This window comes from Streptosporangium sp. NBC_01639 (assembly GCF_045209755.1).
Lineage (GTDB): Bacteria > Actinomycetota > Actinomycetes > Streptosporangiales > Streptosporangiaceae > Streptosporangium.
Map to the genome: position 1 here is coordinate 2,020,968 of NZ_CP109272.1, position 17,619 is coordinate 2,038,586.

Annotated in this window: 14 protein-coding genes; 5 read left to right on the top strand and 9 right to left on the bottom strand. The window is 68.8% G+C overall.

What is annotated here, in order from left to right; genetic code table 11:
* From OHA77_RS09010 to OHA77_RS09030, 5 genes are all read right to left on the bottom strand, one after another.
* Positions 1–978: an ABC transporter permease gene (locus OHA77_RS09010; protein WP_326821096.1), complete on the bottom strand. Its 978-nt coding sequence runs from the start codon at positions 976–978 to the stop codon at positions 1–3.
* On the bottom strand, positions 975–2,627 hold the full coding sequence (locus OHA77_RS09015) for an ABC transporter substrate-binding protein (RefSeq protein WP_406317378.1): 1,653 nt from the start codon (positions 2,625–2,627) through the stop codon (positions 975–977). The genes OHA77_RS09010 and OHA77_RS09015 overlap by 4 nt, the downstream gene beginning before the upstream one ends.
* Complete coding sequence (locus OHA77_RS09020; protein WP_326821094.1) at positions 2,624–3,334, bottom strand: PIG-L family deacetylase; 711 nt, start codon at positions 3,332–3,334, stop codon at positions 2,624–2,626. The genes OHA77_RS09015 and OHA77_RS09020 overlap by 4 nt, the downstream gene beginning before the upstream one ends.
* Positions 3,335–3,357: 23 nt before the next feature.
* The gene (locus OHA77_RS09025) at positions 3,358–4,329 is read right to left on the bottom strand and encodes a GNAT family N-acetyltransferase (protein WP_406317380.1); all 972 of its coding nucleotides are present in this window, start codon (positions 4,327–4,329) and stop codon (positions 3,358–3,360) included.
* Positions 4,330–4,615: 286 nt separating this feature from the next.
* The gene (locus tag OHA77_RS09030) at positions 4,616–5,332 is read right to left on the bottom strand and encodes a maleylpyruvate isomerase family mycothiol-dependent enzyme (RefSeq protein ID WP_406317381.1); all 717 of its coding nucleotides are present in this window, start codon (positions 5,330–5,332) and stop codon (positions 4,616–4,618) included.
* A 400-nt stretch (positions 5,333–5,732) separates the two neighbouring features.
* Between OHA77_RS09030 and chvE the strand changes: the two genes are divergently transcribed.
* Genes chvE through mmsB form a run of 3 tightly spaced genes read left to right on the top strand, consistent with a single transcriptional unit; the run spans position 5,733 to position 9,739 of the window.
* Complete coding sequence (gene chvE / locus OHA77_RS09035) at positions 5,733–6,866, top strand: multiple monosaccharide ABC transporter substrate-binding protein (protein ID WP_406317382.1); 1,134 nt, start codon at positions 5,733–5,735, stop codon at positions 6,864–6,866.
* Between the two features lie 46 nt (positions 6,867–6,912).
* Positions 6,913–8,442, top strand: coding sequence for a multiple monosaccharide ABC transporter ATP-binding protein (gene mmsA / locus OHA77_RS09040; protein WP_406319808.1), 1,530 nt, complete (start codon positions 6,913–6,915; stop codon positions 8,440–8,442).
* A 37-nt stretch (positions 8,443–8,479) separates the two neighbouring features.
* Positions 8,480–9,739: a multiple monosaccharide ABC transporter permease gene (gene mmsB, locus OHA77_RS09045; protein ID WP_406317384.1), complete on the top strand. Its 1,260-nt coding sequence runs from the start codon at positions 8,480–8,482 to the stop codon at positions 9,737–9,739.
* Positions 9,740–9,759: 20 nt separating this feature from the next.
* On the opposite strand, the gene OHA77_RS09050 is transcribed toward mmsB, so the two are convergent.
* The 4 genes from OHA77_RS09050 to OHA77_RS09065 all read right to left on the bottom strand — a co-directional run bounded on the left by OHA77_RS09050 (position 9,760) and on the right by OHA77_RS09065 (position 15,730).
* Positions 9,760–11,286, bottom strand: a complete 1,527-nt coding sequence (locus OHA77_RS09050; RefSeq protein ID WP_406317386.1) for a protein kinase domain-containing protein — start codon at positions 11,284–11,286, stop codon at positions 9,760–9,762.
* Between the two features lie 154 nt (positions 11,287–11,440).
* On the bottom strand, positions 11,441–13,111 hold the full coding sequence (locus OHA77_RS09055; RefSeq protein WP_406317388.1) for a glycerol-3-phosphate dehydrogenase/oxidase: 1,671 nt from the start codon (positions 13,109–13,111) through the stop codon (positions 11,441–11,443).
* A 213-nt stretch (positions 13,112–13,324) separates the two neighbouring features.
* Positions 13,325–14,842 carry a glycerol kinase GlpK gene (gene glpK, locus OHA77_RS09060; RefSeq protein WP_406317390.1) on the bottom strand — a complete coding sequence of 506 codons (1,518 nt, stop codon included), beginning with the start codon at positions 14,840–14,842 and terminating at the stop codon, positions 13,325–13,327.
* Positions 14,843–14,875: 33 nt separating this feature from the next.
* Complete coding sequence (locus OHA77_RS09065) at positions 14,876–15,730, bottom strand: MIP/aquaporin family protein (RefSeq protein WP_406317391.1); 855 nt, start codon at positions 15,728–15,730, stop codon at positions 14,876–14,878.
* A 309-nt stretch (positions 15,731–16,039) separates the two neighbouring features.
* Between OHA77_RS09065 and OHA77_RS09070 the strand changes: the two genes are divergently transcribed.
* Together OHA77_RS09070 and OHA77_RS09075 are read left to right on the top strand one after the other, a co-directional pair.
* The gene (locus tag OHA77_RS09070) at positions 16,040–16,732 is read left to right on the top strand and encodes a M15 family metallopeptidase (protein WP_406317393.1); all 693 of its coding nucleotides are present in this window, start codon (positions 16,040–16,042) and stop codon (positions 16,730–16,732) included.
* Positions 16,733–16,823: 91 nt separating this feature from the next.
* Complete coding sequence (locus tag OHA77_RS09075; RefSeq protein ID WP_406317394.1) at positions 16,824–17,534, top strand: L,D-transpeptidase; 711 nt, start codon at positions 16,824–16,826, stop codon at positions 17,532–17,534.
* Positions 17,535–17,619: the final 85 nt, after the last annotated feature.

The window sequence follows — 17,619 nt, forward strand, 5'->3', positions numbered from 1 at the left end:
TCAGGCCTCCTGCCGGGTGCGGGGGTCGAGCACGACGTAGGCCAGGTCGGCGAGGAGGTTGGCGGCCAGCACCGCCAGCGAGATGACCAGGAAGATGCCCTGCATCAGCGGGAAGTCCTCGTTCTCCACGCCCTTGAGCAGCATCGACCCGATGCCCGGGTAGGAGAAGACGATCTCGGTGAGCACCGAGCCGCCGACCACGAACCCGAGCGACAGGGCGAAGCTGGTGATGTTGGGCAGGATCGCGTTGCGGGCGGCGTAGGCCCACATGACCCGGCGGCTGGTGAGCCCCTTGGCCTCGGCCATCACCACGTAGTCCTCACCCAGCGTGGTGACCATGACGTTGCGCATCCCGAGGATGCGGTCGGCCATCGAGGCGATCACGATCGTGATGGCCGGCAGCGCCGCGTGGTAGAGCACACTCGACACGAACGGACCGTCGAAGGCGGGCATGACGTCCAGGCCGTAGGCGCGGCTCACCGGGAACCACCGCAGCGTCACCCCGAAGACGAACACCAGCGCCAGGGCCACCCAGAAGTACGGCACCGCGTGCATGAACGTCGTGGCGGGCAGCACCCCGTCGAGCCAGCTCCCCCGTCTCCACGCGACGATCACCCCGAGGAAGGTGCCCACCAGGTAGCTGAGCAGCGTGGCGACCCCGACCAGGCCGACCGTCCACGGCAGGCTGCCGGCGATGATCGTGGACACCTCGGTGGGGAAGAACGTGATCGACCGGCCCAGCTCGCCGTGGAACAGGTTCCCCAGGTAGTCGAGGTACTGCTGCCAGACACCGGCATCGCTGATCCCGAACGCGCGCTTCATCGCGTCGATCGCGGCCGGGTCGACGTTGCCCTTCAACCGGGCCACCAGCAGGTCGACCGGGTCCCCCGGCATCAGCCGGGGGATGAGGAAGTTGAGGGTGACGGCGGCCCAGGCCGTGAGGAGGTAGAACCCGAGCCGCCTGGCGAGGAATCTCACGTGCCCGCCGGCCGGAGGTGGAGCAGCACCACCGCCGCGTCGGGAGAGGTGTACGGCGAGGGCATCGCGTACGGATCCTGCTCGCTGGGCCAGCCGACATACTTGCCGGTGCGGTACTGGGACCAGGCGGGGCTGTAGAACAGCGGCAGGACGGGCAGCTTCTCCACCATGATCTTTCCGAGCCCCTGCACGGCCTGCTCCTGCGCGGCCTGGTCGTCGGTCGCGGCGTAGTCGGCGATCAGCTTGTCGGTCTCCCCGTCCTTCCAGCGCTCGTAGTTGCCGGAGGAGGAGGTGCCGACCGGCTTGGCCAGGTCCCCGTCGAGCAGGGTGCGCAGCGCGGAGTACGGCGTGGGACCGCCGGGCGTGCCGCGGATCGTCATGTCGTAGGTGCCCTTGCCGACCTTGGAGACCCAGTCCTGGAAGGCCACGCCCCGTGTCTCGACCTTGACACCGATTTTGGCCAGGTCCTCCCGGATGAGCTGGGCGGCGTTCACCCAGTCGGTGTAGGGCGAGGGCACCAGCAGCGTGAAGGACAGCTCCGCCGGGTTCACGCCCGACTGCTGGAGCAGCTGCTTGGCCTTGGCCACGTCGACGGCGTACTCGGCATCCTTGTGCTCGGGCGGCAGGTAGGCGTCACCGCCCGGCATCGGCACGCCGCTCGGGTGCGCCACGGTGGTGTAGTCGCGTTCGGCGACCTTGACGATCCTGTCCCGGTCGACCGCGAGGCTGATCGCCTGCCGTACCTCGGGCTTGGCGAAGGCCGGCTTGGTCAGGTTGAGATAGAGCGAGACCAGCCCCTCGGGCGGGAAGTAGTACTTGTTGGTCTCCGGCTGTCCCTGGACGTAGATCTTGTCGATGTCGGGCACGAAGGCGCCGGCCCAGTCGATCTCCCCCTGCTGCAGGCCGCTCTGCACGGCGTTGGCGGTGTAGGCCGGGAAGCGCAGGGTCGGCACCACGGGCTTGCCCGGCTGCCAGTAGGCGGGGTTCTTCTTCATCTCGTAGAGCTGGGAGGAGAACGCCGAGAGGACGTACGGCCCGGTGCCGACCGGCTTGGGGTTGGTGAAGGTGACCGGGTTCTCCTTCTCGAACAGGTGCTTGGCCACGATCGCCCGGTTGCCGACGATGTTGTACAGCTTGGCGTACGACGTCGAGCCGAAGTCGAGCTCGACCTTGTCGGGGGCGAGCACCGTGGTGCCCGTCAGGTCGAGGGCGCCCGTGTTGAGCTCGGGGTGCTTCTTCAGCGTGTCGAACGTGAAGGCCACGTCGTCGGCGGTGAACGGCGTGCCGTCGGACCACTTCACCCCCTGGCGCAGGGTGATGGTCAGGGTCTTGCCCTTGTCCGCCCATTCGTGCTTCGTGGCCAGCCAGGGGGTGCTCTCGCCGGGCTTGAGCTTGTTGACGAACTCCAGCGTCTCGTAGATCATCCCGGTGCTGCCGAAGTTCACCCCCTCCAGGTGGAAGGGGTTGAAGTCCTCCTGGAAGGAGCCGGCGTCGATGGCGTGGATCACCAGCGGCGGAGCTTCCCCTCCGGCGGCGGCGCCCTTCTCCTGGGGCGCGCCCGAGCAGCCGGCCAGCACCAGGGCCGCCACGGCCGCGATCGGCAGGTGGCGGAGCGAGGTACGGGACCGTTTCCAGTGGCGCGCGCTCATGCGGCATCCCTCTTTCCGAAATAGCGGGTCCGGACGTCCCGGGATCCCTTGGGGGCCATGAACGCCTGCGCCCGCCGGAATCCGGCGGGGGCGCCGCGCACGATCGTCAGGGCGCGGTAGTAGTCGACGTAGGGAAAGCCGTAGGTCTCGCCCCGGGCGAACGCGTACCCGGTGATGGCCTGCGACCAGGTCTCGTAGGCCTCCTCGGTCAGCTCGACGGAGACGTCGGGCCGGTAGCCCTCGGCGTCCTCCCAGTTGTCGGCGTAGTAGAGCTCTCCCGCCCAGTACGCGGGCAGTTCGCGTGCCAGGGTCCGCAGACCGCCGTAGAAGCGGGCGTCCAGCACGATGCGGTGGGTGCGGGCGTGGTCCTTGTGGATGCTCTCGCTCCAGTGCGTCAGGACGACGTCCGGCCGCAGCTCCCTGATCAGGTCGCCGACCCGCATCTTGACGTCCTCGTCCTCGGGGAGCAGGCCGTCCTCGTAGTCGAGGAACCGGACGCCCGCGCCGATCGCCGCCGCGAACCTCTCCGCCTCCTCCCGCTTCTGCTCCGCGTACTCGGCGACGGGGACGCGGGGATGGCCGCGCTCGCCGAGCGTCAGGTGCAGCAGGGTGGCCTGGTCTCCCGCCTGGACGTGCTGGGCGAGTACGGCGCCCGCCGTGAGGTCCATGTCGCCCGCGTGGGCGCCGATGGCCAGGACATGGGTCATGCTTCCTCCTGAGCCGTGCTCTGTCAGCCGGTGGTCTCGCCGTGCTCGTCCGCCCGCCACCTCATGACGTGGAATCTCCTGGTGATCGCGTAGCCGGCCCTGGTGTAGAGGTGGCCGGCGGGGCTGGTCTCCCCGGTCCACAGGAACCACGAAGAGTGCAGTCCCTCGGCGCGCATCCGGGTCATCGTGGCGTGCAGCAGGATCTTGCCGAGCCCGGTGCCGCGCTCGGCGGGGTCGACGCCGAACGGGCCGAACCGCTCGGGGACGCCGCGGTAGGCCCCGTACATCGCGAAACCCACGATCCCGTCCCTGCGGGCGATCAGGATGCGCTCACGCGGGATGCCGCCGAGGACGGCGTTCCTCAGCGCCTCACCCCAGTCGGGGTTGAAGACGTCGGCGGCGAACCGGATCAGCTCGGGCAGCTCCCCGTCCCGCGGGCTGCGGAAGTCGTAACCGTCGCCGGCCCGCCCGGCCCGGAGCTCGCGGACCTCGTCCGGCGTGACGTAGCCGACCAGACCGCGGTCCATGGCCACCGGTGAGTAGAGCGTCGTGAAACCGAGGCCGGTCAGCAGCCGGTGGCCGTCGGGATATGCCTCCGGATCGATTCCGGGCAGCACATAATTCGGCGTGTAGGAGGCGAAGTCGACCTGGGTACGGCCCTCGCCGCGGAGGAAGTCCAGCGCCTCTCCGAGCAGCCGGCGGCCGAGGCCGCCACGGCGGTGCTCGGGGGCGACGAAGAAGAACGGGATCCAGCCGGTCTCCGGATCGAGGTCCGTGCCGGCGAGCGGGGTCAGCCGTCGCACGGCGTAGCAGGCTCCCACGACCTGACCGGCCAGGACGGCGACCCGCAACCCGGCCGGGTCGAAGTTGGGGTCGAGGAGCACGCAGTCCCGCAGCCAGCCGGCCGTCGTGGGGTCGGCGGGCAGGCTCCGGTTCCACCCGTCGAGCAGGGCGGACTCGTCCCCCCCGGCAAAAGCGCGCACAGTGATCGTCACCCTCGGGTCCCTTCGCCTCGGCTGTGCACAAAGCTTTCCGACGAAATGACGTTCCGGTCAATAAGGGACAGGAATAAATTTTCTTTCTGTCGCACCCTCTAGAAACTTAGCTTCATTCGCGGTAGTAGTAAGTGACCCGGCCATCGCGAACGGAGGCGCCGAACGCCGAATCGACGAACTCCGGCCTTTGACGTGCTCCCCGGCCCGGAGCCGGAGCATCGACGGATCACCCGGGAGCCGAGGAGGTCGCACAGGAGCCCGTTCGCCCTGGCCGATGGCCGGGAGTTCAGGCCAGGCAGCGCAGCGCGGCCCTGAACCTGCGGTCCAGCGGATGGCCGTCCGGCAGCCGGCCGACCGTCGCCTCGACGAAGGCGGCGACGGGCAACTGCTCGCTCATCCCGGACACGTGCACCCAGACCCGCTCGGCGGTCATCTCGACCTGCGCCTTGGCACCCTGCTCCACCAGCACGAACGCCGCCACCTCGGCCCGCCACCGGGCCCGCTCGCCGGCCTCGTCCTCCGCTACGGAGGCTCCCACGTCGTCGGCGTGCGTGGCGTACTCGGAGTCGTAGTGGAAGGCCTGCAGACCCACCGGGTACGGCCCGGCCAGGGTCTGCAGCTCCGCGTCGCGGCCGAGCGCGCGCATGCGCTCACGCGTCTCCCCGTTCGCGCGCCGCCACTCCCGGAGCACCTCCTCGACGGGCACGTCACGGCGGCGCCGTACGCACCAGTCGTTGAAACCGTCGAACCCGCCGGTGACCCCCTCGCGCCCGAGCATCGCGGAGAACCCCTCGATGTCGCCGTCCAGGCAGGCGTGGTTGTACAGCTCCTCCCCGGCCAGGTGGGCCAGCACGTCCCGCACCGACCAGCCGGCGCACCGGGAGGGACGGTTCCAGCCCTCCTCGTCGAGCCGGGAGAAATGACGGTCCAGGCGGGCCGCCTCGGTGTCGAAGATGTCGAAAGGGTCGAGATCCGCCAGCGGATCGCCTGTCGGTGAAGTCATACCCGAGGAGTTACCCAGGAAGCCCCGGTCCTGTCACCGGCCGCCGGGATCTCCGCGGTACGGGTCTCACCAGCGATGATCACAAAAGGCTTGACAGTCGGCCGACGCAGGCATTTGATAACTCGTCACACAGCCAATCGGATCATCGCAAGGTCTGCAACGGTTGATGTGAGCGTTAACACCACCGGGTGGGTCAGGCCGCCGGGTGTGCCGGCCCGCGCGACGGCGTCACCGGCTTCGCTCACCTCGCCCGCCGGCCCGGCGACGTCCCGAGCCCGTCGACTCCCTCCGCCGCCTCCACACCCGCCATCACCCCCCAGATGCAGAGCCGAACCGTGAGCGCCGGGAGACCGCGCCACGGACGCGTGCCTCTGCGTACCGCGCCATCCGAAGGAGAGACATGAGGTTCGCGAAGCTGGCCGCCGTACCGGTGGGCCTGGTTCTCGTCATGGGAATATCCGCCTGCGGTTCGAGCACCAAGACCGTCGACCAGAGCGCCTCGGGCGCGGCGACGGTGCCGGCCAACGCCCTGATCGGCGTCACCATGCCCACCAAGTCGTCGGAACGCTGGATCCACGACGGCGACAACGTCAAGAGCTCCCTGGAGAAGCTGGGCTACCAGGTCGACCTGCAGTACGCGGAGAACGACATCCCCACCCAGGTCAACCAGATCGAGAACCAGATCACCAAGGGCGCCAAGCTGCTGATCGTCGCCTCGATCGACGGCACCGCGATCACCACGCAGCTGCAGCAGGCGGCCGACAAGAAGATCCCGGTGATCGCCTACGACAGGCTCATCCGCAACACGCCCAACGTCGACTACTACACCACGTTCGACAACTTCAAGGTGGGCGTGCAGCAGGCGACCTCGCTGCTGGTGGGCCTGGGGCTGAAGAAGGAGGACGGCTCCGACGGCGACGCCAAGGGCCCGTTCAACATCGAGCTCTTCGCCGGATCACCGGACGACAACAACGCCACCTTCTTCTTCAACGGCGCCATGGAGACCCTGAAGCCCTACATCGACGCCGGCACCCTGGTCGTCAAGAGCGGTCAGACCGACTTCAAGACCGTCGCCATCCTGCGCTGGGACCCGGCCACCGCGCAGAAGCGGATGGAGGACCTGATCACCAAGTCCTACTCCGGCGACACCCTGGTCGACGGCGTGCTCTCGCCGTACGACGGCCTGTCCATCGGCATCCTGTCCGCGCTGAAGAGCAGCGGGTACGGCACGGCCGGCCAGCCCTACCCGGTCGTCACCGGCCAGGACGCCGAGGTCGCCTCGGTCAAGTCGATCGTCGCCGACGAGCAGTACGCCACGATCTACAAGGACACCCGCGAACTGGCCGCGGTCACCGTCAAGATGGCCGACGCCGTACTCAAGGGCACCAAGCCCGAGGTGAACAACACCGAGGACTACGACAACGGGAACAAGGTCGTCCCGTCCTACCTGCTCGATCCCGTCGTGGTCTACAAGGACAACTACAAGAAGATCCTCATCGATTCCGGCTACTACACCGAGGACCAGCTCAGGTGACGTGCTCACCACCCGCACCCCGGAGGGCACCGAGGAGGCGGACGGCATGACCGACGACATACTCCGGATGCGCGGGATCACCAAGGCGTTCCCGGGGGTCAGCGCCCTCCAGGACGTCAACCTGGCGGTACGGAGAGGTGAGATACACGCGATCTGCGGGGAGAACGGCGCCGGCAAGTCGACCCTGATGAAGGTGCTGTCCGGCGTCCACCCCCACGGTTCCTACGAGGGTGAGATCGTCTTCGACGGAGAGCCGTGCCGGTTCGCCGACATCAGGCAGAGCGAGCGACGCGGCATCGTCATCATCCACCAGGAGCTCGCCCTCATCCCCTATCTGTCGATCGCCGAGAACATCTTCCTCGGCAACGAGCGGGCGACCCGCGGCCTGATCGACTGGAACCGCACCAACGCCGAGGCCGCGGAGCTGCTGGAGCGGGTCGGGCTCCACGAGAACCCGGTGACGCTCGCGATGGACATCGGGGTGGGCAAGCAGCAGCTGGTCGAGATCGCCAAAGCGCTGTCCAAACGGGTTCGGCTGCTGATCCTCGACGAGCCGACCGCGGCACTCAACGACGAGGACTCGGCCCACCTGCTCGGCCTGCTGCGCGGACTGCGCGAGGAGGGCATCACCTCGGTGATCATCTCCCACAAGCTGAACGAGATCGAGGCCGTCGCCGACTCCACCACGATCCTGCGCGACGGGCGGACGATCGAGACCCTGGACATGCGGGGTGCCGGGGTCACCGAGGAGCGGATCATCGCGGGCATGGTCGGCCGTGACCTGGAACACCGCTTCCCGCCACACGAGCCGAAAATCGGCGAGGAGGTGCTGCGGATCGAGGACTGGACCGTGCACAGCCCCACCCAGCACGGCCGCGTCGTCGTGTCCGGCGTCGACCTGACGCTGCGCCGCGGTGAGATCGTCGGCCTGGCCGGTCTCATGGGCGCCGGCCGTACGGAGCTGGCGATGAGCGTGTTCGGCCGCAGCTACGGGGTCGGCATCTCCGGCCGCGTCTACAAGGACGGCAAGGAGATCCAGCTCCGCTCGGTCGGCGAGGCGATCGGGCACGGGCTCGCCTACGCCACCGAGGACCGCAAGCGGTACGGGCTCAACCTGATCGAGGACATCAAACGCAACGTCTCGGCCGCCGCGCTGGGGAAACTGGCCAGGCGGGGCTGGGTCGACGACAACGAGGAGTACCGGGTCGCCGACGGCTTCCGCGACAGCATGAACATCAAGGCCCCCAGCGTCCTGTCGGTCACCGGGAAGCTCAGCGGCGGCAACCAGCAGAAGGTGGTGCTGTCGAAGTGGATCTTCACTGACGCCGACGTGCTGATCCTCGACGAGCCGACCCGCGGCATCGACGTGGGCGCCAAGTACGAGATCTACTCCATCATCAACGAACTCGCCGACCAGGGCAGAGCCATCCTGGTCATCTCCTCGGAGCTTCCCGAGCTCCTGGGTGTCTGCGACCGCATCTACGCCCTGTCGGCCGGGCGCGTCACCGGTGAGGTCACCCGGGCGGACGCCACCCCGGAGCGGCTCATGCAACTCATGACCAGGGAGAGCCGGTGACCGGGGAATCCGTGACCGAGAACAAGGAAAGAGAGGAATGGCGCAGATGAGCAGCGGCCAGGCCCCCGCCCGTCAGAGCCCGCCTGCGGGCGCCGCCGCCGTCCCCCCGCGGGCGCCGGGAAGCCGTTTCTCGGTCAACCTGCGGCAGGGCGGCATCTACATCGCGTTCGCACTGATCATTGTCCTGTTCTCCTTCGTGACCGACGGTGAGCTGCTCAAACCGCAGAACATCTCGAACATCATGGTGCAGAACTCCTACATCCTGATCCTCGCGATCGGCATGATCCTGATCATCATCGCCGGTCACATCGATCTGTCCGCGGGATCGGTGGTCGCCCTCACCGGCGCCATCTCGGCGGTGCTGATGGTCGACCAGCACATGGCCTGGCCGCTGGCGGTGCTCGTCACACTCGCCGCGGGCGCACTGATCGGGGCCTGGCAGGGGTACTGGATCGCCTACTTCGGCATCCCGGCGTTCATCGTGACCCTGGCCGGCATGCTGATCTTCAGGGCCCTGACCATGACCGTGCTGGGCAACCAGGGCATCGGCCCCTTCCCCGACGCGGTGCGCACGCTGTCCAACGGCTTCACCCCCTCCTACCTCGGCAACATCGGCCTCGGCCCGCTCGACGGCGCGGACCTGTTCACGCTGCTCGTCGGCCTGGTCGCGGTGGCCGCGATCGTCGTCACGCAGTGGCGCGCCCGCCAGGCGCGGATCGGCTACCGGCAGAAGGTCGACACGCTGCCCCTGTTCCTGCTCCGGATCGCCGCCGCCTCGGTGGTGGTGATGACGGTCATCGTGCAACTGGCGCGGTTCAAGAACCTGCCCTGGGTCCTGGTGCTCCTGGCGGCGCTCGTCCTGGCCTACAGCCTCCTGACCAGCCGCGCCGTCTTCGGCCGCCACATCTACGCCATCGGCGGCAACGTGCACGCCGCGGGCCTGTCCGGTATCAAGGTCAAGTCCGTCACGTTCTGGATCTTCGTCAACATGGGCGTGCTCGCCGCCCTCGCGGGCGTCATCTTCGCCGGACGGCTGAACCAGGCGGGCCCCACCGCCGGGAACGGCTTCGAACTGGACGCCATCGCGGCCGCGTTCATCGGCGGCGCCGCCGTCCAGGGCGGGGTCGGCAAGGTGGTCGGGGCCATCACCGGCGGCCTCATCATGGCCGTGATCAACAACGGCATGTCCCTCATCGGCGCGCCGAGCGAACGGGTGATGCTCTTCAAGGGCCTGGTGCTGCTCGCCGCCGTGGCCTTCGACGTCTGGGCGAAACGCCGGAGCGGTTCGACGCGCTGAACCATCTCACCGCCGCGGCGTCAGTCGTCGTCGGACTCGCGTTCGCGGGCCGGAAGGGTGAAACCGGACTCGCGGAGGAAGACGACGAGCGGCCCCTCGGAGGCGAGCTCGCCCTTCTGCCGTGCCCTGGCCAGATCACGGCCCAGGTCGCGCAGTTCGCCACGGACATCCCGGCCCTTGCCCTCCTGAAGCTTCCTGGTGATTTTGGCGATCTTCTCGCGGAGCCTGCGGGCCAGCTTGGCGTCGATGCCACCGCGCCGTTCCTGGTCGGTGACGGCCCGGCTGAAGGCCTGCAGACGTGCCTGCCACCCGACCGCCGCCGGCGACGGCCGCGGGGTCCGGCTGGGAGCCGGGGACGGGACCGCGCTCACACTGCGGGAGACGGTCGGCGACGGTGGTACGGACCGCTGCGCGGACGGGATCGCGACGGCGCCGGCCGATTCCGCCGGATCCGACGGGGCCGATGTCCACACGACCCCGACCATGAGCACGGCGACCACGCCCAGCGCGGCCCCGACGTGCCGTCTCCGCAGGCGGTCCGGAATGAGCTTCGCCGCCCATACCTCCGCCGTATGAGTCTCCGCCGTCCACGCCTCCGGGGCCCGAGTCCGCGTTGCATGAGTCTCAGCCGTGGAAATCACCGCTGCGCGCGGCTCCGGCGACCGGCCGGGCTCCGGCAGCGGGGACACCACGCCGTCACGGGCGCGGGGCACAGCCCGCCGGACTACCTCGGCCAGCACCCGGCGGACGATCTCTCCGCTGGCGGGCCGTGCGGCGGGATCCTTCTCCAGCAGCGCCAGCACCAGCCGCTCCAGCTCCACCGGGACGTCCGGGCGGTGTCGGCGGAGTGGGTCTGGAAGATCGCGGACATGCTGGGAGATCAGGTCCGACACCGGTCCGACGAACGGGGGACGTCCGCACAACAGCTCGTAGCACACGCAGCCGAGCGCGTACAGGTCGGAGGCCGCGGTGCCCGCCTCGCCGAGAATCTGCTCGGGTGACAGGTAGGCGGCCGTGCCGATGACGCTTCCCGTCGAGGTCAGCCGGGCCGCGGCCTCGGTCGCGACACGGGCGGTCCCGAAGTCGACCACCTTGAGCACGCCGTCCGCGCTCTGGTGCAGGTTGGCCGGTTTGACATCGCGGTGCACGACCCCGGCTCGGTGTGCGGCGTCCAGTCCGATCGCCGCCTGCCCCACCAGGCGACACACCGCGGAAACATCCAGCGGGCCGTTCTTGGCCAACTCGGTGGCGAGGTCGCGACCGGCCAGCAGTTCCATCACCAGGAACGGCCTGCCCTCGTGCTCCCCCACGTCGAAAACCGTCACCACATTGCGGTGGACGATCCGCGCGGCGGTCCGTGCCTCCCGGGCGAACCGCTCGCGCATCGGGATGTCGGCCACCTCCGGCAACAGGAGCTTGACCGCTACCGGCCAGTCCGGCCGCAGGTCGTGCCCCCGCCATACCTCGCCCGTCCCGCCCCGGCCGATCAACTCCTCCAGCCGATATCGGCCGACGAGTAGGTCCGGCGTCTGTTCCCAACCACCCACGATTTCCGCCATCGATTCCGAGCCCGGCAATTGGGACCCCACCTTACGGGTGCCCGCCGGGATCGCGTTCACGGATATCGATCATGACGGCGGCACCTGGGCCGCCGGAGCGGAACGTCCGGCCCGATGGGAAGGGCGCCGGCGCGGCGGAACGTCAAAGGCTCGTCTCAGCGGCGCCGGAGAAGGCGGACGGCTCCGGGACGTCGTGCAGGATCACCTCCGCCGTGACGTCGTCCGGTTGTCTCTCCGCGGCGATCTCCGCCTCGACGTGCAGCCGGTAGTTCTCCGTTTCGCGGCGCAGCGTGTCGTCGTCCCAGCCCAGCACCGTGGCCATGAGGGCGGCCGCCTCGGGCGCGGCGGCGAGACCCCGGTCCCGTTCCTCGATCGAGATGTGGGTCCGGCGGGTCAGCACGTCCTCCAGGTGCAGCGCCTGCTCGTGCGACGCGGCGTAGACGACCTCGGCCCTCAGGTAGCTCGGGGCTCCGTGGAGCGGCTGTCCCAGGGTGGGGTCGGCGGCGACCGGTTCGAGCACCTCTTCGACGTCCGAACCGTAACGGCGCAGGAGGCGTTCCACGGTGAGGACACTCAGCCCGGAACGCGCGGCGAGCCGGCGACGACCGTTCCACCGCGCCTCGTACCCGGCCGCGCCGAGGAGCGGAACCCGTTCGGTGACGGACTCCGGTACGACACCGTCGAGGTCCTTCACCGCCATGTCGACGGCGTCCTCGGCCATGATCCGGTAGGTGGTGTACTTGCCTCCGGCGACGATCACGAGGCCCGGGGCGGGGGTCGCGACCAGGTGCTCGCGCGAGAGCTTCGCGGTGTTCGCCGCGTCGCCGGAGATCAGGGGGCGGAGCCCCGCGTACACGCCTTCGATGTCGTCGCGGGTCAGCGGCCTGCGCAGCACCGTGTTGACGTGGTCGAGCAGGTAGTCGATGTCGGCACGGCTCGCCACGGGATGGTCCTCGTCGAGGCTCCACCGCGTGTCCGTGGTCCCGATGACCCAGTACTGCCCCCACGGGATCACGAAGAGCACGCTCGTCTCGGTCCGGAGGATCATGGCGCTGCGGAGGTCGATCACCTCACGCGGTACCACGAGGTGCACGCCCTTCGACGGCTTCATGGTGGGGGTCCCCCCGATGTCGGCCATCGCCAGGATCTGGTCGGTCCAGACACCGGTGGCGCTGATCACCTGGCGGGCGCGCACGGTGGTCTCCTGGCCGCTCTCCAGGTCCAGCACGCGTGCCCCGGTGACGCGCTCCCCCTCGCGGAGCAGCTCGGTGGCGCGGGCCCGGTTGGCGACGTCGGCACCGTAGGCCGCGGCCGTACGCACGACCGCCAGGGTCATCCGCGCGTCGTCGGTCTGTCCGTCGAAGTACTGCAGGGCTCCGATGAGCGCGTCGGGACGCAGACCGGGCGCCTCCTCGAGTGCGCGGCGGTGGTTGAGATACCGGTGGCGGGGGACGACGGAACGCAGCCCGCCCAGGAAGTCGTACAGGGTCATGCCGGCGCCGATGTAGAACCGTTCCCAGATCCGGTGCTTGAGCGGGAAGAGGAACGGAACGGGATGGACGAGGTGGGGGGCCAGCCTGGTCAGCAGCAGGTGGCGCTCCTTGAGCGCCTCCCGGACGAGCCGGAAGTCCAGCTGTTCGAGATAGCGCAGGCCACCGTGGATCAGTTTACTGGACCGGCTCGAACTGCCGGACGCCCAGTCACGGGCCTCGACCAACGCGACCGACATGCCGCGGGACGCCGCGTCGAGCGCGGCTCCGGCGCCGACGATGCCGCCACCGATGACGAGCACGTCGTAGGTGTTCTCGCTCATCTCCCGTAGTGCCGTCGCACGGTTTCGCGGTCCCAGTGCTGCAGATTTCACGGTAGGACTTCCTCTCGTTCAGGGCGAGCGCTGTCTTCCGGTGCGGTCAGGGTCCGATTGAGGTCGGGGCCCGGTGTCGTCCGGTGCGGACGCTGCCCGGACGCTGCCCGGTCGCGGTGCGGTCGCGGTCCGGTCGCGGCCTGGACGGGGGCGGGTGGCCGGTCAGTCGACGTCGACCCAGTCGAGGGTGCGCTCGACGGCCTTCTTCCACCCGGCATACCCCTCGGCCCGCTGCTCGTCGGACCACTGCGGCTGCCAGCGCCGATCCTCGTTCCAGTTCTGCTTCAACTCCTCGGTCGACTTCCAGAACCCGACCGCCAACCCCGCCGCGTACGCCGCACCCAACGCCGTGGTCTCGGCCACCACCGGCTTCGACACCGCCACCCCCAGCACATCGGCCTGGATCTGCATACACAGCTCGTTGGCCGTCACCCCGCCGTCGACCCGCAACACATCCAGCGCCACCCCCGAATCCCGCCGCATCGCCTCCACCACATCCCGGCTCTGATAACAGATCGCCTCCAGCGTGGCCCGCGCGATATGCGCGTTGGTGTTGAACCGCGACAGCCCGACGATCGCCCCCCGCGCGTCCGACCGCCAATACGGCGCGAACAACCCCGAAAAAGCCGGCACGAAGTACACCCCGCCGTTGTCGGCCACCTGCCGGGCCAGCGCCTCGCTCTCGGCCGCCCCCGAGATGATCCCCAACTGGTCACGCAGCCACTGCACCGCCGAACCGGTCACCGCGATCGACCCCTCCAACGCATACACCGGCCGATCCGCCCCGAACCGGTAGCAGACCGTGGTCAGCAACCCGCTCTGCGAGCGCACCAGCTCATGACCGGTGTTCAGCAGCAGGAAATTGCCCGTGCCGTAGGTGTTCTTGGCCTCCCCCACCTCGAAACACACCTGCCCCACGGTGGCCGCCTGCTGGTCACCGAGATCACCCGACAGCGGCACCTCCCCCCGCAACGGGCCATTGCTCCTGGTCAGGCCATAGAAGCCGGGGTTGGAGGAGGGCTGGATGTCGGGCAGCATCCGCCGGGGGATACCGAAGAAGGACAACAGCTCCTCATCCCAGTCCAGCGTCTCCAGATCCATCAGCATCGTCCGGCTGGCATTGGTCGGATCCGTCACGTGCACACCACCGTCGATCCCGCCGGTGAGGTTCCACAGCAGCCACGTGTCGGTGTTGCCGAAGATCGCCTCCCCCGCCTCGGCCGCCTTCCGCACCCCGTCGACGTTCTCCAGGATCCACTGGATCTTGCCCGCCGAGAAGTAGGTGGCGGGCGGCAGACCGGCCTTCCGCCGGATGACGTCGCCTTTGCCCTCCCGGTCGAGTGCGGAGGCGATGCGGTCGGTCCGGGTGTCCTGCCAGACGATGGCGTTGTAGTAGGGGCGCCCGGTGATCCGGTTCCAGACCACGGCCGTCTCGCGCTGGTTGGTGACACCGAGCGCGGCCAGATCGGACGCCGACAGGTCCGCCCTGTTCAGCGTCGTCTCGATCACCGCGCGGGTGCGCTCCCAGATCTCCAGCGGGTTGTGCTCGACCCAGCCGGCCCGCGGCAGGATCTGCTCGTGCTCGAGCTGGTAGCGGGCGATCTCGTTGCCACCGTGATCGAAGATCATGAAACGGGTGCTCGTGGTTCCCTGGTCGACGGCTCCGACGAAGTCAGCCATGGAGTCCCGCCTCCTCTCTGATGTTCCGGCGGTTCAGTCGGGTCCGCGTTCGGGCTCGCTGGGGAGACGGCCGGGTTCGGGTTCGCTGGGGAAACGGTCGACCTCGGCCTGCTCCACGGGCGGCAGGAACCGGCCGACGAGCAGTTCGTACAGGGCGGCGCCCAGTAATCCACCGATCACCGGTGCCACGATGGGTACCCAGAAGTAGAGCTGGCCGTTCTGATCTCGCCAGGCTGTCGCGTAGCCGGTGAGGAACGACGCGAGCCGGGGCCCGAAGTCACGCGCCGGGTTGATCGCGTAGCCCGCGTTGGTGCCCCAGGCCATGCCGATCGCCACCACGATCAGGCCGATGATGAAGGGGGCGAGGTTGGCGGCGGGAGGCGAGTTGCTCAGATCGGTGACGGCCAAGATGAGGAACAGCAGGATCGCGGTGCCGATGATCTGGTCGCGGAACCCGCCCCAGGTGCCGATGAGCGACGACCCGTTGCCCGGCAGGGTGGAGAAGACGAACTGGCTCTTGATCGTGTGGCCGGGATCGAACGCCGCGAGCACATCGGTGTAGTTCCACCGCACGATGAGGGCCGCCACGAACGCGCCCGCGGTCTGCGCCAGGGAGTATGGCAGCACCTTGCGCCAGGAGAAGCCCTTGAAGGCCGCGAGGGCGATGGTGACCGCCGGGTTGAGATGCGCCCCGCTGATCCGGCCCGCCACGTAGACGCCGAACGTGACACCCAGTCCCCATGCCCACGCGATGCTGTCGTGGTCACCGAGTCCGCCGGCGACCACCTGGGCGACGACGCCCACGCCGAACAGGATCAGAATCATGGTCCCCGCGAACTCGGCGGCCAGCTCGCCGGTGATCTCAGGAAGCTTTCTGGGGTTCGCCATGTACGTCCCTCTTCTGGAAGCTGTACGGCTCGCCCTTTCTGTGAACCGCCCTGGAGGCGGGCGCCGCGGTCACGGACGGGCCGCCGGCTTCGGCGCCCGAGGACATGTGACCTGCCCCGCGGCCGGCGATCGCCGAGCCCTCGAATGCCGGACAGTACTTTCCGATTATTAGTGAGATCTCCCGTGTGTCGCCGACGACACGCATTCGATGGCCAACAGATGACATGAACTGCGCAAAGAACGGTGCCGCCCGGCCGGTCGGCTCCGGTCGATCGGAGCAGCCGACCGGCGATTGCCTACGCTGAGGAGATGGCACACATCCCGCACCGCACGCCGACCGCAGCGGCACTCGTCCTGCTCGGCGTGACCGGCATCGCCATGACGACGGCTGCGGCGGCACCGCCGACGCCCGCTCCCTCCGACACACCGCAGGCGTTCACCGCCACGGTGACGCCGGTGTCCCCGGACCGGTTGCGCCACTCCTGGCGCCGGGGTTGCCCGGTGGGTCCCGGCGACCTCAGGATGATCAGCATGACCTACTGGGGCTTCGACGACAGGCCCCACAAGGGAGAGCTGGTGGTCAATGAATCAGTAGCCGAGGAGGTCGTATCGGTCTTCAGGAAGCTGTACGGTCAGCGCTTCCCGATCCGGCAGATGCGGCCGGTGGACGCCTACAAGGGCAGCGACGACGCCTCCATGGCGGCGGACAACACCTCGGCCTTCAACTGCCGGCGCGTCGAGACCAGCGGCAGCTGGTCGCAGCACGCCTACGGCCTGGCGATCGACGTCAACCCCCGGTTGAATCCCTACATCCATCCCTATCCAGGGGGCACCGTCGCTCCCCCGAACGCGAAGAACTACGTCCGGCGGCCTCTGGACCGGCCGGGGGTCATCAACCCCGGTGACAACGTGGTGAACGCGTTCAAGAAGATCGGCTGGGGCTGGGGCGGGTCCTGGTCGAGCGAGAAGGACTACCAGCACTTCTCCCAGAACGGGCGATGACCTCTCCGCGACGAGGTCTCCCCCACGGCCGCGGCCGGAAGAGCGGGGGCGCCATGCCGGGCATGCCTCTCACCTGGTTAGCGTGACCTGTATGGACAACGCTGATCGGAGAGCGGCCGCGGACCCGAGAACGGCTTCCGTCCGGGTGAGTGCCGCCCTGCTTGCACTCGTCATGATTTTCAGCGGGTTTTCCGGCACCCGTGCCGCGTCCGCCGCCGAGGCCACCCTGCCACCCCCGTCTCCGGGACGGCAGCTCATCACCGTGAGGGCCGACTCCTACCAGGAGACCACCGCCACGCTGGTCGCCTACACCGCGCAGGACGGCCGCTGGGTGAAGGCGTACGGGCCGTGGACGGCGAACGTCGGCGAGAACGGCATCGCGCCGCCGGGCCAGAAACGGGAGGGCGACGGGCGCACCCCGTCCGGCACGTTCGGGTTCGACTTCATGTTCGGGATCAAGCCCGACCCCGGCGTGAGGTTCCCGTACCGGCAGGTGTTCTCCTACGACAAGTGGGATGACGACCCCACCAGTCCCCTCTACAACACGTGGGTGGACGCCCGCCGCGCCGATCCCGGGGCCGATCCCGAGAACATGGCGAATCCCCCGGCCTACGACCACGGCGCCGTGATCGCCTACAATACTGAGAACCGCACGCCCTACCTGGGCAGTGCGATCTTCCTTCACGCCAGTACCGGCGCGCCCACCGCCGGCTGCGTCAGCCTGCCGGTCGACGAACTGCTGCAGGTGCTGCGCTGGATGGATCCGAAGCGCTCCCCGCAGATAGACATCAGAGTCGCGTGACACGGGAGCGATGACCCGTCCTCGACACCGCCGGGCCGGTGCCCTGACCGGGTGCCGTGACATGCCACGGCACCCGGTCACCCGG